The sequence below is a fragment of the Brevibacillus panacihumi W25 genome (genome assembly GCF_000503775.1).
GTDB lineage: Bacteria > Bacillota > Bacilli > Brevibacillales > Brevibacillaceae > Brevibacillus > Brevibacillus panacihumi_A.
In genome coordinates this window covers 1,056,198-1,078,581 of the sequence record NZ_KI629785.1, presented here as the reverse complement: position 1 = coordinate 1,078,581, position 22,384 = coordinate 1,056,198, and the positions used below count along the sequence as shown (strand labels likewise).

At 48.3% G+C, this 22,384-nt stretch carries 23 protein-coding genes; 15 read left to right on the top strand and 8 right to left on the bottom strand.

Annotation, left to right across the window (positions count from 1 at the left end; all coding sequences use genetic code 11):
* Positions 1–88: 88 nt before the first annotated feature.
* From T458_RS46230 to T458_RS46190, 9 genes are all read left to right on the top strand, one after another.
* Positions 89–910, top strand: a complete 822-nt coding sequence (locus T458_RS46230; RefSeq protein ID WP_023557898.1) for a transporter substrate-binding domain-containing protein — start codon at positions 89–91, stop codon at positions 908–910.
* 82 nt (positions 911–992) lie between these two features.
* On the top strand, positions 993–1,658 hold the full coding sequence (locus T458_RS46225) for an amino acid ABC transporter permease (protein WP_023557897.1): 666 nt from the start codon (positions 993–995) through the stop codon (positions 1,656–1,658).
* A gap of 10 nt (positions 1,659–1,668) precedes the next feature.
* Positions 1,669–2,409, top strand: a complete 741-nt coding sequence (locus T458_RS46220; RefSeq protein ID WP_023557896.1) for an amino acid ABC transporter ATP-binding protein — start codon at positions 1,669–1,671, stop codon at positions 2,407–2,409.
* A gap of 130 nt (positions 2,410–2,539) precedes the next feature.
* Positions 2,540–4,267: a sensor histidine kinase gene (locus tag T458_RS46215; protein WP_023557895.1), complete on the top strand. Its 1,728-nt coding sequence runs from the start codon at positions 2,540–2,542 to the stop codon at positions 4,265–4,267.
* Positions 4,242–5,045: a LytR/AlgR family response regulator transcription factor gene (locus T458_RS46210; protein WP_023557894.1), complete on the top strand. Its 804-nt coding sequence runs from the start codon at positions 4,242–4,244 to the stop codon at positions 5,043–5,045. Before T458_RS46215 ends, T458_RS46210 begins: the two co-directional genes overlap by 26 nt.
* 30 nt (positions 5,046–5,075) lie before the next feature.
* Entirely contained in the window at positions 5,076–5,369 is a 294-nt protein-coding gene (locus T458_RS46205) for a hypothetical protein (RefSeq protein ID WP_023557893.1), read from the top strand.
* Between the two features lie 157 nt (positions 5,370–5,526).
* Positions 5,527–7,614, top strand: a complete 2,088-nt coding sequence (locus T458_RS46200; RefSeq protein WP_023557892.1) for a carbon starvation CstA family protein — start codon at positions 5,527–5,529, stop codon at positions 7,612–7,614.
* A complete protein-coding gene (locus tag T458_RS46195; protein WP_023557891.1) occupies positions 7,611–7,823 on the top strand; it encodes a CstA-like transporter-associated (seleno)protein in 213 nt (70 codons plus the stop codon). Before T458_RS46200 ends, T458_RS46195 begins: the two co-directional genes overlap by 4 nt.
* A gap of 131 nt (positions 7,824–7,954) precedes the next feature.
* Positions 7,955–8,767: an inositol monophosphatase family protein gene (locus T458_RS46190; protein ID WP_023557890.1), complete on the top strand. Its 813-nt coding sequence runs from the start codon at positions 7,955–7,957 to the stop codon at positions 8,765–8,767.
* A gap of 85 nt (positions 8,768–8,852) precedes the next feature.
* On the opposite strand, the gene T458_RS46185 is transcribed toward T458_RS46190, so the two are convergent.
* Complete coding sequence (locus T458_RS46185) at positions 8,853–9,683, bottom strand: MFS transporter (RefSeq protein ID WP_031306004.1); 831 nt, start codon at positions 9,681–9,683, stop codon at positions 8,853–8,855.
* A gap of 26 nt (positions 9,684–9,709) precedes the next feature.
* The gene (locus T458_RS46180; RefSeq protein ID WP_023557888.1) at positions 9,710–10,291 is read right to left on the bottom strand and encodes a TetR/AcrR family transcriptional regulator; all 582 of its coding nucleotides are present in this window, start codon (positions 10,289–10,291) and stop codon (positions 9,710–9,712) included.
* 163 nt (positions 10,292–10,454) lie between these two features.
* On the opposite strand from T458_RS46180, the gene T458_RS46175 reads away from it, so the two are divergent.
* Complete coding sequence (locus T458_RS46175) at positions 10,455–11,828, top strand: peptide MFS transporter (protein ID WP_023557887.1); 1,374 nt, start codon at positions 10,455–10,457, stop codon at positions 11,826–11,828.
* On the opposite strand, the gene T458_RS46170 is transcribed toward T458_RS46175, so the two are convergent.
* The gene (locus T458_RS46170) at positions 11,812–12,315 is read right to left on the bottom strand and encodes an SRPBCC family protein (protein WP_023557886.1); all 504 of its coding nucleotides are present in this window, start codon (positions 12,313–12,315) and stop codon (positions 11,812–11,814) included. The genes T458_RS46175 and T458_RS46170 overlap by 17 nt on opposite strands.
* 230 nt (positions 12,316–12,545) lie before the next feature.
* Between T458_RS46170 and T458_RS46165 the strand changes: the two genes are divergently transcribed.
* Positions 12,546–13,088, top strand: coding sequence for a nitroreductase family protein (locus tag T458_RS46165; RefSeq protein ID WP_023557885.1), 543 nt, complete (start codon positions 12,546–12,548; stop codon positions 13,086–13,088).
* A gap of 467 nt (positions 13,089–13,555) precedes the next feature.
* Here the strand turns inward: T458_RS46165 and T458_RS46160 are convergent, their stop codons facing one another.
* Genes T458_RS46160 through T458_RS46150 form a run of 3 tightly spaced genes read right to left on the bottom strand, consistent with a single transcriptional unit; the run spans position 13,556 to position 15,829 of the window.
* Positions 13,556–14,299 carry an amino acid ABC transporter ATP-binding protein gene (locus T458_RS46160; RefSeq protein ID WP_023557883.1) on the bottom strand — a complete coding sequence of 248 codons (744 nt, stop codon included), beginning with the start codon at positions 14,297–14,299 and terminating at the stop codon, positions 13,556–13,558.
* 20 nt (positions 14,300–14,319) lie between these two features.
* Positions 14,320–15,015, bottom strand: a complete 696-nt coding sequence (locus tag T458_RS46155) for an amino acid ABC transporter permease (RefSeq protein WP_023557882.1) — start codon at positions 15,013–15,015, stop codon at positions 14,320–14,322.
* Entirely contained in the window at positions 15,002–15,829 is an 828-nt protein-coding gene (locus T458_RS46150; protein ID WP_023557881.1) for an amino acid ABC transporter substrate-binding protein, read from the bottom strand. The genes T458_RS46155 and T458_RS46150 overlap by 14 nt, the downstream gene beginning before the upstream one ends.
* Positions 15,830–16,093: 264 nt before the next feature.
* Here T458_RS46150 and T458_RS46145 point away from each other — a divergent pair, with 264 nt between their 5' ends.
* The 3 genes from T458_RS46145 (at position 16,094) to T458_RS57935 (ending at position 19,110) form a co-directional block, all read left to right on the top strand.
* Positions 16,094–16,495, top strand: a complete 402-nt coding sequence (locus T458_RS46145) for a hypothetical protein (RefSeq protein WP_023557880.1) — start codon at positions 16,094–16,096, stop codon at positions 16,493–16,495.
* Positions 16,496–18,670: 2,175 nt separating this feature from the next.
* Positions 18,671–19,057 (top strand): hypothetical protein, encoded by a 387-nt coding sequence (locus tag T458_RS57475; RefSeq protein ID WP_023557877.1) that lies wholly within the window; start codon positions 18,671–18,673, stop codon positions 19,055–19,057.
* Between the two features lie 8 nt (positions 19,058–19,065).
* Entirely contained in the window at positions 19,066–19,110 is a 45-nt protein-coding gene (locus tag T458_RS57935) for a hypothetical protein (protein WP_354702694.1), read from the top strand.
* A gap of 197 nt (positions 19,111–19,307) precedes the next feature.
* On the opposite strand, the gene T458_RS46125 is transcribed toward T458_RS57935, so the two are convergent.
* On the bottom strand, positions 19,308–20,237 hold the full coding sequence (locus tag T458_RS46125; RefSeq protein ID WP_023555125.1) for an IS3 family transposase: 930 nt from the start codon (positions 20,235–20,237) through the stop codon (positions 19,308–19,310).
* A complete protein-coding gene (locus T458_RS46120) occupies positions 20,228–20,560 on the bottom strand; it encodes a transposase (RefSeq protein ID WP_023557876.1) in 333 nt (110 codons plus the stop codon). Before T458_RS46120 ends, T458_RS46125 begins: the two co-directional genes overlap by 10 nt.
* Before the next feature lie 171 nt (positions 20,561–20,731).
* Here T458_RS46120 and T458_RS46115 point away from each other — a divergent pair, with 171 nt between their 5' ends.
* Complete coding sequence (locus T458_RS46115; protein ID WP_023557875.1) at positions 20,732–22,318, top strand: esterase/lipase family protein; 1,587 nt, start codon at positions 20,732–20,734, stop codon at positions 22,316–22,318.
* Positions 22,319–22,384: the final 66 nt, after the last annotated feature.

Here is a 22,384-nt window from a genome sequence, read left to right as displayed (position 1 = left end):
CAAAGGAGGTGTGCCTGAATGTAGGAGGTGTTGGAGGCAGGCAGTTGCACGTTTCAAGCTCAAACAAACCATACAGGGGGAAAGAAAGATGAAAAAAACAATCAATGGTATTTCCGTTATGCTGCTCACCATGACTTTGCTAATCGCCGGATGTGGTCAGTCGTCTCCGGCTCCAGCAGGAGGCGACGGGGGACAAGCCCCTGCCCCTGCTGCCGGCGGCTCTTCCATGACCAAGGAAGCGGGTGTGTTCACGTACGCGGCGTCAGGGGAGTATCAGCCGTTCAGCTACTTCAAGGACGGCCAACTGACCGGTTTTGACATCGAGATCGGGGAAGAAATCGCCAAGAGACTGGGCCTGGAACCAAAAGCCGTCACGTCTCCTTTCTCCGGGATCATTGCCGGGGTAAAAGAAGGGCGCTACGATGCTGCGATTGCCAGCCATGCGATCACGGATGAACGCAAGCAGCAGGTCGATTTTGCCGATCCGTACTACCTCTCTGGTGGTCAGCTTTTCACGCGTCCGGACAGTGATGTAAGCACCTTGGAAGCTCTGAAAGGAAAAGAGGTGGCTGTTGCCCTCGGCACGACGCATGAGAAGATGGCTCGCGAGTACACGGACAACATCAAGACCTATGACAGCGATGTGACCGCTATGCGCGCATTGGAACAAGGCAAGCATGATGTCGTCATTACAGACAGCGTCGTGGGCGAAATTGCCATTCAACAAGGTCTGAAGATCAAAAAGAGCGGTGCAGCCCTGACCGAGGTCCAACACGGGATCGCGGTACGCAAGGGCAATGAGGAACTGCTGAAGAAAATCAACGAAGCACTTAAACAAATGCACGAAGACGGCACGTATTTGAAGCTGAGCGAAAAGTATTTCCAACGCGATATCAGCAAAAAAGACTGATCAGCCTCAGTAGCCATTACACCTGCCAAATGCCTTCGCAGGGTTTGGCAGGTTCATTCCATGACAAGCGAGGGGTGGAAAGGTGCCTAGTATCTCACATTTGATCGAAGAGTTTATCCGCACATTCCCGTTTTTTCTGAAGCCGTTGCTGTTGACATTTGAATTGACGTTCGCCTCTGTAGTTGTAGGGACGGTAATCGGCCTGTTCGTCGCGCTGTTAAAAGTTTCCAAATTTCCGCTCGGTCCTATGATCGCGAATGTTTACATCACTGTCATTCGCGGTACGCCGCTGATCGTTCAGATTTTCGTCCTCTATTTCGGCTTCTACAAGGTTGTGGATCTGGGCCAATTCTGGTCGGCTGCGCTGGCTCTGGCTGTACACAGCGGCGCGTATATCGCGGAAATTTTCCGTGGCGCCATTCAATCGATTGACAAAGGACAGATGGAGGCCGGGCTTTCACTGGGGATGTCGCCTGCGCAAACCATGCGCCGCATCATCCTGCCGCAGGCTTTAAAACGATCCATACCGCCATTGGGAAATCAATTCATTCTTTCATTAAAAGAATCTTCTCTCGCTGCTTTCATCGCGATGGACGAGTTGTTCTCGATGGCTCGCCGCTTGTCCGCAGAGACATTTGATGAGATGACATTCTTCTTGATCGTCGCCGTGTACTACCTGGTGATTGTGATGCTCTTCACCTATTTGGTCAATAAAATGGAAAAGCGTCTGGCAAAAGGGGACTCGTAGGAGGGATACCATGAGCGAGAAACAAGCTATGATCCGCGTGCAAAACCTGAAGAAGAGCTTCGGAGCAGTTGAAGTGTTGAAGGACATTAATCTCGAGGTGAAAAAAGGGGAGGTTGTCGTGCTGATCGGAGCCAGTGGCTCGGGAAAAAGCACGTTGATTCGCTGCATCAATTTCCTGGAAATCAAAAACGGAGGAGACATCTTCATTGAAGGCAAGAGCATCGATCCGAAGAAGGATGATCTCTCGAAGGTGCGCCAAAAGGTAGGGATGGTCTTTCAACACTTCAACCTGTTTCCGCACAAAACGGTTCTGGAAAACGTCATCGAAGCACCGCTGATCGTCCGCAAAATAGACAAGGAAGAAGCGAAGAAGGAAGCCATGCAGCTGTTGAAAAAAGTCGGTTTGGAAGAGAAGGCGGACGTCTATCCTTCTGCGTTGTCCGGAGGTCAAAAGCAGCGTGTGGCGATCGCGCGCTCGCTTGCGATGAAGCCGAAAATTATGTTGTTTGACGAGCCGACTTCAGCACTTGATCCCGAATTGGTTGGTGAGGTGCTGGAGACGATGAAACAGCTTGCCCGCGAAGGGATGACCATGATTATTGTTACGCATGAGATGGGCTTCGCCAAGGATGTAGCGGATTGGGTGGCCTTTATGGATAAAGGAAAAATCCTGGAGCTTGCAGCGCCAGATGAGATTTTTAACCATCCGAAAGAAGAGCGGACAAGGGAATTTTTGACGCGTGTCTTGTAAAACAGGCCAACAGCAAAGAAAAGCGGTGGTTTCGCCTATCGCTTTTTTTCTTTGCCTGCTTGACCAATTCCGTACTCCCTTATGATAATGGTAAGTGATGGCAGTTTGCGGAAAAAGTGGGAGGAAGCCGATGAATTTTGACTTGATGGTTCCCTTGGCAGAACGGACTGCCGTATTGATTGTGGCCGCATTGTTATTTACGCGTGTTCGCGCTTTTCGGAGTATTTTGAATCAGAGGGCGACTCGCAAAGAAAATGCCATTATGGTTTTAATCTTTTCCGCCATCTCGATCATGGGCACCTACAACGGCATCTGGTATCAGGATGCCATCGCCAACTCCCGCGTCATCGGCACGGTTGTAGCGGGACTGTTGGCGGGGCCTTGGGTCGGGCTCTTGACCGGGCTGATAGCTGGGATTCATCGCTATACCTTGGGCGGTTTTACGGATCTGGCTTGTGCGGTTTCGACGATCAGCGAAGGGGTAATCGCGGGATTGGTGTACCAGTATCGCAGAAGCCGCAACCAGGAGATCGGCTGGACGACTGCCTTGGTCGTGGGCTTTATCGCGGAGTGGATGCAGATGGGCATCATCCTGCTGCTGGCGCGGCCGTACGCAGAGGCTTGGGCATTGGTCAAGTCTATCAGTATTCCGATGTCAGTGGTCAATTCAATCGGCATCGCCATTCTGATCATCATCATTGACCTGGCAAAAAAAGAAGAGGATCGCGTCGGTGCCTTGCAAGCCCAGAGGACCATGCAGGTGGCGGACAAGACGCTCTCCTACCTGCGACAAGGATTGACCTACGAATCTGCACAGAAGGTAGCAGAGGAAATTTTGCGGACGACACGGGTAGCTGCCGTCGCCATCACGGATACCAAGACCGTTCTGGCCCATGTCGGAGCGGGAGCCTCCCATCATGTAGTCGGACAGGGGATCACGACAAAAGCGACGCGGGAGGTGCTGGACACCAGGCAGGTGATGATCGCGCGCAACAAAGAGGAGATCGGCTGCAAGGAGCAAAACTGCTCGCTTCGCTCCGCCATCCTGGTGCCGCTGCTGCGCAAGCGGGAGACTGTCGGAGTGCTCAAGCTCTATCAGGATCGATCCCGCAAGTTGTCAGCCGTCGACCTCGAGCTGGTCCGCGGATTGGGCAATCTGATTTCCACCCAATTGGAGCTGGCCGAGCTGGAGAGGCAGTCACGACTTTTGGCTGATGCAGAAATCAAGGCTTTGCACGCACAGATCAATCCGCATTTTTTATTCAACGCTCTCAATACGATTGTTTCGTTCATCCGTTTTCGTCCCGAACAGGCGCGCGAACTGCTGATCCATCTCAGCGAGTATTTTCGCCGGAATCTGCACGATTCAGGAGGGTTCGTCACTTTAGCCGAGGAGCTGGAGCACATCGAGGCGTATCTGGCGATCGAGCGCGCGCGCTTTGGCGAGAAGCTGAAGGTAGATTACCACATCGAGCAAGGGGTGGAACGGTTTGTGGTGCCTGGACTGATCCTGCAGCCCCTGGTAGAAAATGCGGTCAAACACGGGCTGCTGCCCAAAAAAGAAGGCGGGGTTGTAACCATATCAGCGCGACGCCTGGATAAGCAGGTGCTGGAGTTGACCGTTTCGGACAACGGAGTAGGGATGGATGTGGACGAGGTCCCGACGCCGCAGCCGCAAAAGGACGGAAAGAGACGCTTGTCCGGGATCGGCCTTGCCAATGTAAAGGGACGGATACAGTCCATCTATGGGCCACCGTATGGAATTGTCATTTCAAGCACACCGGGTGGGGGAACGACCTGCACCATACAACTTCCGATAGGAGTGAATCTGCGTGCCGCAAGTATTCATCGTGGATGACGAAGCGCCTGCGAGAGCAGAGCTTCGCTATTTGCTGGAGCAATTTGCCGACGTACAGGTCATCGGAGAGGCGGGCAGCGGGGAAGAGGCGGTCGAGCAGGTTCTTGGACTGGAGCCGGACGCCGTGTTTTTGGATATTCATCTGCAGGATCGGGACGGTGTCGACCTGGGACAGGAGCTGCTGGAATCCATGGTCAATCCGCCAGTCATCATTTTCGCCAGCGCCTACGAGATTCATGCTGTACGCGCTTTTGAGACGGAGGCCGTCGATTACATCGTCAAGCCGTTTAGCGAAAGCCGCCTGGAAAAGACCATGAATCGCGTGCGAAAATGGATGCTACGCAAAGAAAGTGCGAGACCGCTCTTGAAGGCGGAGCCGTCTCCTGCCGAAAATCTGGAGGAGCGCTTGCACAGCCTGCTGCAAAACGTGCTGACGGAACAATCGCCACGACGTGTTCCGGTGGAAAAAAACGGAAAAATCATGCTGATCGATCCCAATGAAATCGTGTATGCGACCTTGGAGGGGAGATATGCCAGCATTTACACCAGATTTGAGCAATACGCCAGCTCCTTTACGCTTCAGGAATTGGAGAATCGCTTGTCCCCGCACCAGTTTTTTCGCACGCACCGGGCCTATATCGTCAATCTGAACAAGACTGCAGAGCTTGTCCCCTGGTTCAAAGGGGCGATTCATCTCGTCATGCAGGATCAGCGGAAAACGGAGGTGCCGGTAAGCCGCAACGTAGTGAAGGAGCTGAAGCGCAGGTTGGGCTTTTAGGGGCCGATTTCATAAAAAGGAGTAGAGAACATGCTAAAATCCTTGATCATCGGCTGTCTGCTGCAAGCAGTGATTTGGCTCGTCAGCTTTTTTGTGGGGGATATGGGTTTGGCTGATACGTTGTCCTTTTATCTAGTTGGGGCATGCGTTCTTTTCGCGGGGATGCTCAGCATCACTTCTTTGGGGCCTGATACCTCTATTGCTTACTTTCATGACCAGAACAACGCGCGAAGAGAGAGCAAAAGCAGATTCCGCTGGACGAGGAACCTCATTCTGCTCGCACTGCCAAGCCTTGTTGTCTACATCATCATGGCGTACGTATAAGGCTGACTTTTTTGTATTCGCTTTCATCCATGTCCGATCTTCTACGATTCGTGTCCCCTTTTCTACCGTTCAGCCATTTTCTATATGGCTCGTTTCCTCCCTGTGGTACCTTCTATTCAGGTTCGTTGCCTGAATATTGAAACGAGGAGGAGAACAGATGAAAAAATGGCTTCTCTCCATCCTGATCTGGGGTGGGATTGCCGCGCTGGGTGCCATCGGTTTCGGTGTGCTGGCATTGTCGCGCGGGGAGTCTGTCAACTCGTTCTGGATGTTGACTGCAGCAATCTGTACTTATGCTGTTGCTTATCGTTTTTACAGCCGTTTTATTGCGAAGAAAATCATGGGCCTGGATGACAATCGGGCCACGCCTGCAGAGGTGAACAACGACGGAAAGGATTTCGTGCCGACGAACAAATGGGTCCTGTTCGGGCACCATTTCGCCGCGATTGCCGGTGCGGGGCCGCTTGTAGGACCCACTTTGGCCGCTCAGATGGGGTATTTGCCGGGGACGATCTGGATTATCGTCGGGGTCGTCATCGGCGGAGCTGTGCAGGACTTCATCATTTTGTTTGGCTCGATGCGCCGCAATGGTAAAACATTGGGTCAGATCGCCAAGGAAGAGATCGGTCCTTTTGGCGGTGCTTTAGCGTTGATCGGCATTATTGCGATTATGATCATTCTGATTGCCGTCTTGGCGATGGTTGTGGTCAACGCTCTTGCAGAGTCGCCTTGGGCTACGTTTACGATCTTTATGACCTTGCCGATCGCGATCCTGATGGGGTTGTACATGCGCTACATCCGGCCGGGACGAGTCGTGGAGGGCTCGCTCATCGGACTGGCGCTCTTGTTCCTCTCCCTCTGGTGGGGGCAGGCAGTGGCAGACTCGCCAGTGTGGGGACCTGCCTTTACCTTTACCAAGGTGCAATTGGCCTGGATGATTATCGTCTACGGTTTTGTCGCATCGGTACTGCCGGTCTGGCTCTTGCTGGCTCCGCGCGATTACCTCAGCTCCTTTTTGAAAGTGGGGACGATTGCGGTGCTGGCTGTGGGGATTATCCTGACCTTGCCCCCGATGCAGATGCCTGCCTTGACTAAATTTATCGATGGCACAGGTCCGGTTTTTGCGGGCAATCTCTTCCCGTTCCTCTTTATCACCATAGCCTGCGGGGCAGTATCGGGCTTCCACGCCCTCGTCTCCTCGGGTACGACGCCGAAGATGATTGCCAAAGAATCGCATGCTCCGCTGATCGGCTATGGCGGCATGCTGATGGAATCCGGCGTGGCGGTCATGGCGATGATCGCGGCGTGCGTCTTGACGCCAGGAATCTACTTCGCCATCAACTCGCCGGGTGCTGTGATTGGGGCTGATGCTGTCGCGGCAGCGCAGACGATATCCGGCTGGGGGTATACGATTACCCCGGATATGATTACTACGTTGGCTGATGATATTCAGGAAAAAACCATCTTGTCCCGTACCGGGGGCGCTCCGTCGCTTGCGATCGGGATGGCCACCATTTTCTCCGGCATTCTCGGCGGAAAAGCCTTGATGGCCTTCTGGTACCATTTTGCGATCCTTTTTGAAGCCGTCTTCATCCTGACGACCATCGATGCGGGAACCCGCGTCGGACGCTTCATGGTGCAGGATATGCTGGGGAACGTCATTCCGAAAATGAAAGAGGTAAACTGGCTGCCCGGCAACCTGATCGGGTCTGCCATCATCTCGATCGGATGGGGCTATTTCCTCCTGCAGGGTGTCATGGACCCGCTCGGCGGCATCTACACACTGTGGCCGCTCTTCGGAATCGCCAACCAGATGCTGGCAGCGATCGCCTTTACCGTAGGTACCACGATCATCTTCAAAATGGGCAAGGCGCGCTACTCCTGGGTGACGCTGGTGCCTATGGCCTGGCTGACCTCGGCGACATTGACAGCAGGCTGGCAAAAGCTGTTCCACGCAGATCCGAAAATCGGCTTCCTGGCGCATGCGGAGGTATTCCAAAAAGCACTAGATGCAGGTACATTGCCTGCCGGGGCAAAAACGGTAGAGGCTGCGCAAAAGATGATTCTCAACGACCAGATCGACGCTGTGGTTTGCGCGATCTTCATGGTGATTACCATCGGCATCATTCTGGACGGCATCCGGCTTTGGATCAATATTCTTCGCGGCAAACAGTACGAGCTGCATGAGTCTCCCTACGTCAAATCCAAAGGGGACATCTTGGACGGTACAGGTCACGTCGCATGAGGAAAAAGTGGAGAACGATCCGAAAGTCCCTGCGCCGCGTAAGCTCTGCGATCAAGACGATTTTCGGGATGCCGGACTACGATCGTTATCTGCAGCACTGGTATGTTACGCATGCGTCTCCGGGAATTTTTCCGATGACCGAGCGAGAATACTATATGTACGCCCTGCGCGAACGTTATGAAAAAGGCGGCATCACGCGCTGCTGTTAATGAGGTCACTTTCAGGGAGGTCCGCACGAGAACGGGCCTCCTCTCCTTTTGCACTTGGCCGACCAGCGGGGTGTAACAGGAGGTAAAGTATGGTACACTAATAGCAAAGTCATGTTTGGGTGGCGATACGAGTGCAAACATCATCACTGGCGGCGCTGAAGGAGCACGCTCTGCATTGTGCCCGCTCTGCGGGAAAGCTGAGCCTGGCTCGGATGAGTGAGCCGTTTACCGTAGAATACAAGACATCTGCCTCCGATCTGGTTACGGCCGTCGATAAAGAAGTGGAAAAGCACGTCATCGATTTGATCCTGGCGCAGTACCCTGATCACGGGATATTGGGCGAGGAGCGAACCTTTGCCGGTGACCCGAGTCAATACGAGACGCTCTGGGTGATTGATCCCATCGATGGCACGACCAATTTCGTCCATCAGCAGATTAATTTTTCCGTCTCGATCGCGGTGTACCACAAGGGAGAGGGATTGGTCGGAGCTGTATACGATCCTTCGCGCGACGAGCTTTTTTACGCGGTCAAAGGAGAAGGGGCTTTTCTGAATGATCGTCCACTGCGTCTCGAACGGCATGTTCGTCTGGAAGAAGCTTTGCTGTGTACCAGCGTATTTTGGAACAAACGAGCAGAGCAGATGGGGATCGATCAAATCGTCAAAAAGCTGGCAGGAAAGGTACGCGGTATGCGCCTGTTGGGCAGCGCCGCTTTGGAGATGGCGTATGTAGCCGCAGGCAGATTGGACGGTTACGTCAGCCTTTCACTGAATGCATGGGATTTCGGCGCTGGCCGGATCATCGTCGAGGAAGCAGGAGGCCGCGTCACGTCCATGGCGGGAACACCTTTGCCCTTTGATCAAAAAAGCAGTGTCATGGCGTGCAATCCAGCCTTTTACGAGGAATTGCAGCATTATTTGAACCTCTCCGAGAGCCATGGATAAAATAGTGCTTGGGGAGCAAACATTCCGATAGACATGCAAAAAGACGTGCCAGCCAGCACGTCTTTTTCTTTTGCTATGCGATCTTTTATTCCGTTACGCCTTCTGCCAACGTTTTTTCCTTCCATACGAACGTAATGCCAAGGCCAATGACCATAATCACAGCGGCGAACAGATAAGGATAGTTGATATTGACGTCAAACAGAATTCCACCCATTGCTGGTCCGACGATATTTCCCAAGCTGGTATAGGTGGAGTTCATGCCAGCCACGAATCCCTGCTCTTTTCCGGCTGCTCTCGACAGAAATGTCGTCAATGCTGGACGGAGCAAGTCAAAGGCAAGGAAGATCAAGCACGTTACGGCCAACACGGCAAAATAGCTGGCAATCATGGTGGAGGCTACCGCTAATATGGCACCCGAGAACAAGCAGATTTGGATCAGCTTCTTTTCGCCGAGCAGATCAACCATTTTTCCAAATAGAAATACCTGCACGACCACGCCGAAAATCGAGCTAATGGTAATAATGCCGGCAATATCCTTCGGAGTGAAGCCGAATTTATGGTCGGAGAAAAGGCTAAAGACGGTTTCATAAGCCGACAAACCAAACGCGAGTACAAATACAATAATAAACGCCGTAAAGTACAGCGGATTTACGGATTTTTTTAGGTCACTCACAAAATTAGTCTGCGTTGTATGGGCCGATATTTCTGCAACCCAGCGGCCGGCGATTGGTGACATGAGCAGTTGTGCCACCGCAAATACGGCGACAAGATAGCCCATTGTTTTTCCTGATAAATGCATGATGTTCATAAAGGATGGCATCACCGGGATGACGAGGCCAATTCCCAGAAATGCAATGAATATATTGCTTAGAAGGATTGTTAATACCCATTTTTGTTGTTTGATGGTTTTCCCCATGGTATCAACCCCCCCTTTCTGAAAAATCATGAATGTGAAATTCCTCTCCAAAATACGGACCAGCAAGCTTCTAATTTATCCTTCAGCCGCTTTTCATCATTGACGTATACAAGCTCGATCAGAATGGAGTCGACTACCCCCACGAAGGCCAGGGTCGGCGTTTTCGCTATATCATGAACGATGACTTTTGCATCAATCCAATCCTGAAATTTCCCCTCCAGGACCGACTGCACCTTCGCTTCGATATCGGCTACTTCTTCGCCGATTTCATTCCGAAGATGAGCCGGCGGGAAAAAAGTCATGCGCAGCCAGAACCTTAGCAGCTCATTTTTTTGGAATAAATCGATCACCAATTGCAGGAATCCGTATAAATCTTTTTCGGGATTTTGTGAATCGACCTTGCTGAAATAGTGGAGCTTGGAAGACAGCTCAGCCTCTTTCGCGTCCCGTAAAACCTGCAGAAAGAGATCATCCTTCCCCTTGAAATGGGCGTATATGGATTGCTTCTTCAAGCCGACTTCTTCCGCTATTTGGGAAAGCGATGCTCCCTCATAGCCGTGGATCGTGAAATATTTGAGCGCTGCTTCCTTAATTTCATTGCTTTTCAATGACCTCACCTCCAACTTAACGAACGTTCGTCAGTTAGCATAACAAGAAAAGGAAACAGTAGCAAGCAGCAAAACAATTCGGCAGCTTTTCAACAGGGATGTAAGTGGAATAAAAAAGCCCTCCCGACAAATCCTAAAACAAGCGAAGAGAGGAGGAAAGTGGATGGATACATCCGTACAAGGACAGCAGGGGAGACAAAAACACCCTCCAGGATTATACCTGTTATTTCTGACCGAGATGTGGGAGCGCTTCAGCTACTACGGGATGCGAGCGCTCTTAACCTTGTATTTGACGACGGCCCTCGTCAGCGGCGGTCTTGGATTTCAGAAAACAACGGCGATGAGTTTGTACGGCTTTTTTACTGGCGCGGTCTACTTCACTCCGCTTGCAGGAGGCTATCTGTCCGACCGCTTCCTCGGGCGAAGATTGGCGATTACAATTGGCGGGATTGCGATGGCATTGGGCAATTTCATGCTGTTTGCCCAGCACAACAAATTCGGCCTTTATACAGGATTGGCATTTCTCATCATCGGCAACGGCTTTTTCAAACCGAATATCTCGACCTTGGTGGGCGAGCTGTACACGGACCAGGACAAGCGCAAGGATGCCGCGTTCACCATTTTTTACATGGGCATTAACGTAGGAGGATTCTTTGCCCCGCTCGTCTGCGGCTACCTGGCGGAGGATCTGTTCAAGACAACTGCAAATGGCGTTGTTCAATACGGATATCGCTACGGATTTCTTGCGGCCGCGATCGGCATGGTCATTGGGCAGATTCTTTTCAATGCCCTGGGAGACCGCTATCTGGGCGACATCGGCAAAAAGCCGGTCGGGAAGTCGGAGGACCCGGTGGCAGCTGCAGCAGCCCGAGCACCGCTGTCGAAAAAGGATAAGCAGCGAACTGCAGTCATCATTATCATCACCTGCTTTGTCGTCTTTTTCTGGGCTGGTTTTGAGCAGGCGGGAAGCTCTTTGACACTGTATACGGATATATTTGTGGACAAGCATCTGTTTGGCTGGGAGGTGCCTACCTCCTGGTTCCAGTCGCTCAATCCGCTGTTTATCGTGATTTTTGCCCCGATTTTATCAGCGTTCTGGGTCAAGCTGAGTTCCTCCAAAAGAGGGGATCTAAGCGCCCCGACGAAAATGGGGCTGGGAATGGTGATGCTCGGGATCGGTTACATGATCCTGATTCTGGCGGTGATGCAGACAGGCAGTGACGAAAAACATATCGTCACCAAAGCGAATCTGCTGTTTATTGTATTGACGTATTTCATGCATACGCTGGGGGAGCTTTTTCTCTCTCCGGTGGGACTGTCGATGGTGAGCAAGCTGGCTCCGATCAAGCTGGCATCGCTTTTGATGGGCGTGTGGCTGGCCAGCTCCGGTGTCGCCAATATCCTCGGGGGCAAGCTGGCAGCCTTTACCCAGTCACTGGGCTATTTTGAAGTTTTCAGTCTGATCGGAGCGGTCTCCATCTTCATGGGCTTGCTTCTGCTCCTGGTCTCGCGCATGCTCGTCAGAATGATGGATTGACCTTTGGGTTTTGTAAATAGGTAGCGAGATTCTCCAGTGTGGACCGCAGACCCTTATCGTGGTCTTCCTGCCGGATTCCCTCAGGTACGTTTTCGCAAACAATCGTAACGTTGGTGCCTTCCGGGACAGCGTCGAGATTCCAGGTCATGGTCATTTCGCCCGCAAACGCCGGATCATCGGATTCGAATGTAATCAGCTGCACGATTCGCTTGCCTTCTTCCAGCTTGAGAAATGTCCCTCGTACGACGTCGGTGTCCTCTGAAGTTTTGCCAGGCTGGGAACGATCGGGGGTGATGTAAACGAGCGATATTTGATAGGCTCCGCCTTCACGGGGGTCGAACATGTCGATACGGCCTTTCATCCCCTCCGGCGGTAGCCACGAAATGAGCGCCTTTGGGTCCATGAACGACTGATAGATGGTTTGCGGAGATGCCGTAATCACTTTTGAGGCAGTATCCGCTCTCTTCTTGTCAGACGCATTCGTCATGATCCAATCCTCCTATGAACAATTGGTATTGTCATACCTCAGGTTTTTCTTTAGTTTATCTCATCTAAGAGACAGAGATTTCTTCTTGATTGCGAAAATCCCTTTTACCGATTACCCTCGGGAGAATATTCCCGGGGTTTTTTCACTTGATTTGCCAGTGATTTCACGCTAATATATGAAAATGATAACCATTATCATGTTCGTGGACAATCAACGAAGAGGTGAATGATGTGTCAATTGCTTCTATTATTCGGGGCAGGCGCTCCATTAAAAACGGATACAAACCGGACGCAGTGCCGGAAAAGCTGATTCTCGAGCTTTTGAACGATGCGGTGTATGCACCCAACCACGGGCTGCGTGAGCCCTGGCGTTTTCTGTTTATCCCAACCGAGAAGAAGGAAGAATTTATTGAGCGGATGATGCCGGTTTATCCAGCGGATCAACAAGAAAAGCGGCGGGCTTTGTTTAGCGAACCGGCAGCCTTTTTGATTGTAATCATGAAGGAAGATCCGCGGCAAAAGCAGTGGGAGGAAGACTTCAGCGCCACGAGTGCGTTGATCCAAAACTTCCAATTGCTCGCTTGGGAAAAAGGTCTCGGTGTCGTTTGGAAAACCAACCCGCATAACCTCGACCCCAAGGCACACAAGGTGCTGGGCGTGCAGCCGGGTGAAAAAATCGTCGGCTTTTTGCATCTCGGCTTTTTCGATCCAGACAAGACTCCGCAAGCTGCGCCAAGAACCCCAGCCGAGGAAAAATTCACGCGATTCGAGTAAGATCAAAAAAACCGCCCGTCATACATAAGGGGGCGGTACGGGCGGCGAAAACGGGGACATCAAGTCCATCGTTTCACTGACAGATTCTATTCTAGCTTATGGATATGAAGGAAACGTAGAGTTGATTTGAAGAGATTGTAAATGTTTGCCTTCCGTCATTCACCCGTTTTCCCTTTTCCCTAGACAGGCATCCATGCGGTTGGGGCCAACCTGTCATAAATTGAAAAATGAGACGCTGTACTCAACAATGGCAGCCTCTTTCAATCCGGACAGGAAGGGGGAGAGCGCGATGGGAAACCGTGGGTTTGGCGGCGGAAACTTTTGGTGGATCATTTTGATTATCCTGCTGATTTTTGCTCTGTTCGATGACTAAGCGTTTTTGTCAGATTAATAAAAAGGAAAGACTCTGTGTCCTGGCTCGGAACACAGAGTCTTTTTGTTTTCGAATGCGAGGACAGGGGAGTCTGTCAGTCTCGCACCTGCAAATGCTGGAGGAACTGGCGCGTACGCTCCTCGCGAGACTGGCGGAAAATCTGCTCGGGAGGACCCTGCTCGACGATGACGCCCTGGTCCATGAAGATCACTTCATCTGCCACATCGCGGGCGAAGCTCATCTCATGCGTGACGACGATCATGGTCATGCCTTCCTGCGCCAATTCCTTCATCACTTTCAACACCTCGCCGACCAATTCGGGATCGAGAGCGGAGGTAGGCTCGTCAAAGAGCATCACCTGGGGGTCCATGGCCAATGCCCGAGCAATCCCTACCCGCTGCTGCTGCCCGCCAGACAACTGGGCAGGGTAATGATCCACCTTGTCTGCGAGTCCTACCTTTGCCAAAATGGCAGAAGCCTTTAGTTGGACTTTGCGGGGATCTTCCTTTTTTACCGTGACAGGTCCCTCCATCACGTTTTGCAGAGCCGTCATGTGAGGAAACAGGTTGTAGCTTTGAAACACCATTCCGGTCTGCCTGCGCAGAAGCGGGATGCGGGAACGATCCGGTTTTTGCGAGAAGTCCAGCTTGACGTCTCCGATCTGAACGGTCCCGCTCGTCGGCACCTCCAAGGCGTTCAGACAGCGCAGCAAGGTGGTTTTGCCGGAACCAGAAGGGCCGATCACGACTACGACCTTTCCTTTTTCCACGGTGAGGGAGATTCCTTTTAATACCTGGAGGGAATGAAACTGCTTATGCAAATCACGAACCTGAATCATCGTTGGTATTCACCTGCTTCTTAGACATAGCGGTCCAGTCTGATTTCGATGCGATCCTGCAGGATGGAGAGCAGGAAACAGATTAGCCAGTAGATCAGGGCAGCTTCGATATAGAGCAGCATGGGCTCATAGGTAGAAGCGACGATTTCTTGGGCCTTGCGAAACATCTCCGGTACAGTGATGGCAGCAGCCAACGATGTGTCCTTGACCAGACTGATAAAGGAGTTGGACAAGGGAGGAATGCTCACTCGCGTAGCTTGCGGAAGGATAACCCGTCTGAGAGCCTGCGTGTAGCTCATCCCGATGGAGTAGGCAGCCTCCCATTGTCCTTTGGGAATAGACAGGATCGCAGCCCGTATGACCTCCGAAGAATAAGCGCCCACACTCAGCGAAAACCCGATGATAGCGGATGGGATGGGATCGATCCGCAGCCCGAGACTGGGCAAGCCGTAAAAGATGATAAACAATTGAACCAATAGCGGAGTCCCGCGAATGATCGAGACGTAGATGCGGGCGATAAGGACGAGTGGACGAATGCCCGAAATACGGGCTAGGGCGGTAAGTACCGCAATGATCAGACCGACGGCAAAAGACACGAGAGCAATCGTAATAGAATAGAGCAAGGCTCCCTTCACCAAAGGGAGAAAGGAGCTTTGCGCGATGTCGATGAGACGGTTCAGCCTTTCTGGATTCTCAAACAGGTTATTTGGAAACATCTTCGTTAAACCACTTCTCGGAGATTTTTTTCAGCGTGCCGTCCTGGCTCATTTCATCCAATGCCTTGTTGAAGGCATCGACCAGATCAGTGCTTCCTTTGCGGAAAAGGAAACCGTTCTTCGCGACATCCGGATGCTTGGCGACGATTTTGATCGGCACTTCAGGTTTTTGTTTCATGAAATCGAGCAGAGAGATACCGTCATTGATGGTTACGTCCACACGCTTGGAGACCAGCAGATCAATCGCTTGGTTGAAGCCTTCGACACCGACGATTTCCGCACCGTTTTCCCTGGCGATATCAGTCAGATTGCTCGTCAGCGTTTGAGCGGCTTTCAGTCCTTTAATATCTGCGAAGCCATTCACATTGGTATTGTCTTTATGTGTGACGAGAACGGCAGTCGATACCGTGTAAGGGTTGGAGAAATCATATTTTTCCTGGCGATCGGGACGAATGCCGACCTGGTTGGCTACCACGTCAAAGCGCTCGGAGTCCAGTCCGGCAAACATCGCATCCCATTGGGTTTCCTGAAATACGGGCTCAACGCCGATCCGTTTGGCCACTTCAGTCACTACGTCAATATCGTAGCCAGTCAATGCTCCGGACTGGTCATGGAAGGTGAAGGGAGCATAGGTGCCTTCCGTACCGATCAGCAGCTTGCCGTCTGCCTTGACTTTTTCCAGCAAGGATTTGTTCGCCGCGGGTGCTGGAGCCGCATTGTTTTGTTCGGAAGGAGCAGCGGGACCAGAAGTGCCGCATCCGGTCAGACCGACGAGTAGACTTGCAAATAAGAGGGAGGAAAGAATTTTCTTCACGATGGAAAACCCCTTTAAATTGATCTGATTTAATGAATATATGGTATGGTTTCACTGGGTGTTTGTCAATGATAAAAACGCTAATTCCTATTCACTTACTTGGTTATGCGGATTCCCGTTTGCTTCCTTTAGTGTACGCGTTAACGCTTCCGGGTATGTCCAAGCGCTGGGAGAAACGTGTTTGACAGTTGAGCAGCCTGCCAAAGAAGCGTACAATAGGAACGAATACGCATAGGTATTACAGCCGATAAAGGAGTTAACGATATGTTGAACGATTGGCGTGTCTATATGGACGGCACAGGAGAAGAACAAAAGCACGTAGCCTGGCATGAGGTTTTGAAGGGGATTGCACAGCTGAACGGAAAGACCCATACGCTCGTCCACGCCGCTTACGGAGACCACGTCGATCTAGTGGTGGCAGGCGGAAACAAGGGAAAGGTCCTGGTGCAATGGAAGGAGCATGAGCCTTCCGAACGGCATTATGTGCTCGCATCGGACAAGCAGTCTGCTGTGATGGCAACCTTGGTCATCGAGGGAGAAGAAATTGCTTTTCCGGCGAGCTGGTGCGTCCCTGTCGAGAAGGTCATCCCGATTTGCGGTGATTTGCTGCGCACCTGTGAAAAAGGCGAGCCCGTGGAGCTGAGCTGGCAGGAAGTAGAGCAGTGATGCCGCGCTGACCCTCGCCTCGATTCTGTTCGGGCGCTATGCGGTAGATGAGAAGATGGGCGTCATGACGAGCTTTTTTTTGCTGGCGATGCTGAGCATCCCGGTCGTCGTGTATATGGGCAGTTTGCTGGAAAAAGTGACAAAATAGCCGAATCCTTCAGAAGGGGTTCGGTTTTTTTGAACCTAAGACTACCAAAAATTAATGTACATAATATAGGCTTCGATATTTTAACTAGATTTTCCAAAAAATTATAACAATCATATCTATGTACATAATTACTAATATGTACATTGTGTAGAATGATATTTGTACACTAAGAATTGTCCTGCTTAGAATGGACATTTTTTTTATTTTTTTGGCTCCATTTCCCAATCGGTGTTTGTAAAAATGTTACGCTTTACGTTTCTGTGGTTTTCTACGGATGAAACAGGGAGCTGGTTGGTAAGAGGAAGTATAGTGAAGCACAAAGAAGGAAATAAAAAGTATCTGAAAATTCCTGCAAAATATAGATTACAAACGCCACTTAATTTAGCAGCGTTTGTAATATAGTAGCAAAGAATAATGAACTTAATAAAGTGATCATTGTTTAAATTTTCGTGATTTTCTTGCGTATTCTAGAAATGTGAAAATAAAGATAACTAAATTTATCGAGCTAATTATAAAAAAGTAAAGAACGATACGATAGGCTATTCCTGAAGTGGCATTCCAAGTTGAAATATAATATGGAATAAAGAAACAAGCAAAATTGATCAGTATGAAAAAAAGCGGTTTATAGGATCTTTTTAATATAGCAATCAAAATTGGAATAATTACTAACGTAATAATAAAAACGAACACGTATTTATAATAAATATATTGCCAAATTGTAAAACGAGAATCTTCTGGCTGAGCGAATAGAAGCTCCAACATTGATTCAACAAAAGATTGCAACACAAAACACCTCCTGGATAGGAAAACATTACTATGTATTGGATTTGTAGGCAACAATTATATGGCTGACTAAAAGATTGTCTTTTTGCTAAATAAACTGGCGAAGACCCCTATACATATAATTGACCATATCCTATAGTTTCTTACTGAACCCCTCCTAATTTTATGTTGTTACCTTATTTTAATGCTGTATTAAAAAACAAAAAGTACCAAATTTCTTTGGTACCCAACAAAAATAAGAGTGAACGGAAATAAGGGAGGCTTTTGTGATTGGACTCAAAGAATATAAAGCTCTCGATGTTGCTGTTCAGAATAAGAAGCAACTTATAGAGAAGGGCGTAGATCAACTGCTCCCAAGGTTTCAACCAACAGAGATAATAAACGAGGCTTAAACGCACTTTACAGTTTTCACTTGATGAGATTGTACTTTGGATCATTGAAGAGAAGTATCTCAGTACTTCAAGGGTTAAAGACATCAATGTGTAACCGGACTTAGGTTTGACGAGAGACCAGTGTTACGAATGAAAAAAAGATGCAATTGTACAAAGCGCTAGGGCACTCGGTATGAACTGAGTGCCCTTCGATGTAGGAAGCTTCGATAAACTCCCGACAAAAGTAGGGACTGAAAGCTGGATAAAGCCCTGATAAAATCAGGGACAAAAGACGGGACGATTTGAAACCATGAAATCGGTAATCTTGAGTTAAGTGCAAGCCACAACTGCCTGTGGGAGATACAGTCTATTCCTTATCAATGGAGTACCAGTACATGTCGAATGGATGATGAGGGCTGAAGATGGGAACAATCGCCAAAAAGTTAACCACTTTGCTCAACATAATATTACCCATCCGACACGTTGAGAACACATCATCATTTTCAGATCTATTTGCAGATATTTTTGCTGAACTGATTATCGTCAAGGGCTTGCGTGGCAATGGGTTTACCCTTTCCCTTTTACGATTATCGGTTCAGATAATAAAATGCTGCTTTGTGTGTAAGGAAACATCGTAGGATGTAAACTCGCAGATGATCGTTTGCCCCAAATATGGTCATCTTTTTGATCAGCATTCAAAATCGGTTTTCAGAGATAACCGCCTAACCGCTGCCTTAACGGCCGTCTTGTAAAAAATGGTTTATGAACTCAATATTGTAATTTTTTCAATATTCCACAAATATATTGAAAATAATATAAATTTCGACTAATATTGATAGAGTGGAAAAAATTTCAAACAAGGGAGAGTGCTCTATGCGCCGAAAGAAAGTTTCATTATTTTTTGTTTCAACACTATTAGTAACCTCATTGTTTGTTGAAGCTGCGTTCAATCCGCAACAAGTAGGTGCAAAGTCTAAAAAGAATATTACCGAAAATTTCGACTTGGACACAGATGGAGATGGTCTAAAAGATTTTTATGAGCTATTTAATACAAACACAAAAGATTCAGATTCCGACAAAAACGGAGTTTTAGATGGCGATGAAGATTACGATGGTGACGGATTAACAAATCTCGAAGAACAAGAATTAGGGACAAGAATGGATAAAATCGATAGCGATGGCGATGGATTAGACACAAAGAAGAAATTGATGAATATGGTACAAAGCCAGATGTTGCCGACACTGATGGTGATGGGTTAAAGGATGGTATTGAAATTAAGTATTTAAAATTTGATCCATTAAAACCGGTTTAACCCCTCAAAATTAGAGTCTTTCTCCCTTATTCTCGCATTTTCATATGATTCTTCCTTCTTCCCTACTTCAACCACCTTGGAGTCGGAGTCTAGAAAGGAAACCGTCTAGCGTCAAGGAGATCACTTGACCCCAGACGGTTTCCTTTCTGCTTGTCAGCTAGGTTGAAGTAGGGATCGTTCTGCAATCCTTTGCCACACTACACTTTCACAACAAATGGTGTAATGCGTTGCAGGGTAAAAGCTTTACCAAATTCTACAGGTGATAAATCGTACAAGCTTCCGTGAATCCGGCGCTGATTGTAAAAGAGCAGATAGTTTGTCACGGTTTCATAGGCTTCTTGATAGCTCTGAAATTCATTCCGCTGCAAACATTCTTTCTCCAAAACGCTGTGAAAGGACTCAATGTGAGCGTTTTTGTTTGGCGTCTTTGGAGGAATTCGTTCGTGAACGGTTCGGAAGCTTTGACAGGCCTCCTCGAATACATGACTAATAAACTGCGGACCGTTATCCGTACGGATAACAGGGGGATTCTCGTTGTCGAATTGTTGCCGTTTCCACAAAGCTCTTTGAAGAATCTGAGATGCATGTTTTCCTTCGCATGACAAACCAAAATGATAGTCTACGATCGCTCGATCATAGACGTCAATGAGACTCATCAGGAAAAAGAAACGATGTTCCCCGGCGATAAATCCGTATTTTACGTCCATCTCCCACAATTGATTCGGAGCGGTGATCTCTCGGTTATTGGCAAGCCTCCGGGGATGATGACTATTCTTTTTTCGTTGTGGTTGTAAAAGTCCTTCTTCTTTCAGCAGGCGGTACACTTTTTTCTTGTTGATGATCAACTGGTGATCTCGCCGCAGGCAGACCGTAAGCTTTCGATAGCCATAAGCAGATTCTTCATCCGCAATCAGTTCCGATATCCATTCTTTAATTTGCTCGTCACTGACAGGTTGTCCGTCCGTTGACAATGAATAACCAGGGATCGGCCGCCCTCCATGGTAAACCCGTGGCTTTTGAGAGGCCTTATTTTTCCGATAGTAGTAGGTTGCTTCAAGGATGCCGACAATACGTAGCACCAATTTGGCTGTATACCCCAGCTGTATCCACTTGTCGGCTATTTCCACTTTGTCCGATAAGCTGGGTTCACCTTTTTTACAAGATCACGGAGGATCGCGATTTCCAAATCCTTTTCTCCAAGTAGTTTCTTCAGTTGATCATTCTCGGTTTCCAATTCACGAAATTCTCCCGGGCTCGGAGTATAACTCGTTACCGCTTTGGCTTCGGCAGGAGCGTTTTTCCAATCCGCATGTTTCGAATCACGTATCCAACGATACAACATTTTCACATCGATCCCATGCCGTCTGGCAACTTGGCTTGCATTTCCTGCATCTTGGGCTTCTTGAACCAGCTGTTGTTTAAACTCGATTGGATAGCGTTTTCGTTGCATAAAAAATCCCCCTCTGTTCTTCTGATACCAGCTTAACAAGATAAGGGGGGTAGACTCAAATCCAATTTTGGGGCTTAAGAGAAACCAGATGAAAATGATAATGATATTCCCGATGGTGAGGAAGAGCATGAGTACAAATTCCCGCGTAATGAGTTTGAAATTGAGGGGACAATGGTTGGTACTTTTAATGTGCCACAAAAAGTGATTGTTAGAGATACACCTATCTTATTGATGCAGCAAATTGAAGATGCTCTTGTTTTTGATATAGTAAGCTTAGATCCAACTATTGAATTTAATTTGGAAATCCCAGTCGAAGTCCAATCTAAGAAAGAAGATTTTTTGCTTTTAAAATATAATCATAAAGAAGTGCAACTTGAGACCGTAAAAAAACAAAAATTCAACAAGAAAAGTGAAACCATTAGTGCAACATTTGAAGGTGGCGGAACTTTTGTAGTTTTATCGAGCAATAAAGTGCAAGAAAACGGACTCTCAACTGAAGGAAAGAAAACTAAATTCAAAAAGTTTAACGGTAAAGCACGCATTAATAACCTACCGTTAGAGTTAGACGGTAAAGATTTTACGGAAAATGGAACATTTAAGATTTCAAAAATAGTGAAGTTTAAAGATGAAGATAGTTTAGATAATGAAATACTCAGTGACAAAAATCTTAAAGAAAAGGACGAAGTTGTATTAGAAGCTACTTATATGATTGATGAAATGTATGAAGAAAATGAAACAATGGTATTAAGTGCAAGTGCTGTTACTTTGCAATCAGGAAAGACACCAGTTATATTAGTGCATGGACTTTTTGGGGGAGCAGACACATGGGGATTCGAAGATAGATGGGTTCATAATTTTTATGATGAACCGTGGGCTGGGGAACCGATTCGAGGATATGAAACTATAACTGGGACAAGCTATCCAACTCATACTGAAAGTACTTATTCAAACATTGATGTTCACTCGATAACAGGTATCGTCAATGACGAAGAACTTGGATCTAAACTAATTATAGAATATGGTTACACTCCTAACGAAGATATTTTTGCATTTGTTTACAATGCTTCAGGTGTAGATGGTACTGTTAGGGTAGCAGCGAATCATTTAGAAGATGTTATCACAGATCTTAAAAATGAAGTTTTTAGTAGCAGAACACAAGATGTCAACTTAGTTGGCCATAGTATGGGGGGGCTAGTATCTCGTTATTTAGTCGAAAATATATCTAGAGCAGATGTCGAGAGAGTAATCACTTTAGGAACGCCTCATTTTGGAAGTGATCAAGCACCTGATGGTGATCTTAGTCGAGATAATAGTGAGTTATGGAATGGTTCTCGAAGTTTAGACAATGATTTCACAAAGCCAATGATTGCATTTGCTGGGTGGAATCCTTCGTACCGTAAGCTTGTTGATCCTGATTTTGGTGATATTCGAAACATTTATGGTACAGGGCTAGGAGTTGGGCCGAATAGACTATATAGTAGTTGGTACGACTATGTACAAGAAAAATACTATGACAAGACGGGTGAATACCCGACACGTTTTGATATTGGAGATGGAAACGTTAATATTGATTCTGCATTAGGCTCAGATTACGACCCGGATTACTCTTATAATGAAGATCCAGTGTTGATGAATAGGAGATTCTTAATTTGGGATGATGAATTCGGTGGACATAGTAGTATGCGTTTACATCCAAGGGTTCCTCACTATGTTGAAAGAGCCTTAACTGGAGATTACGATGATGATTCAAAAGACTAAAAACCACTTTTCTGCCTTCTTGAAACTACTTGCAAATGGCTGGCACGCGTAACTATATAAGCTCCA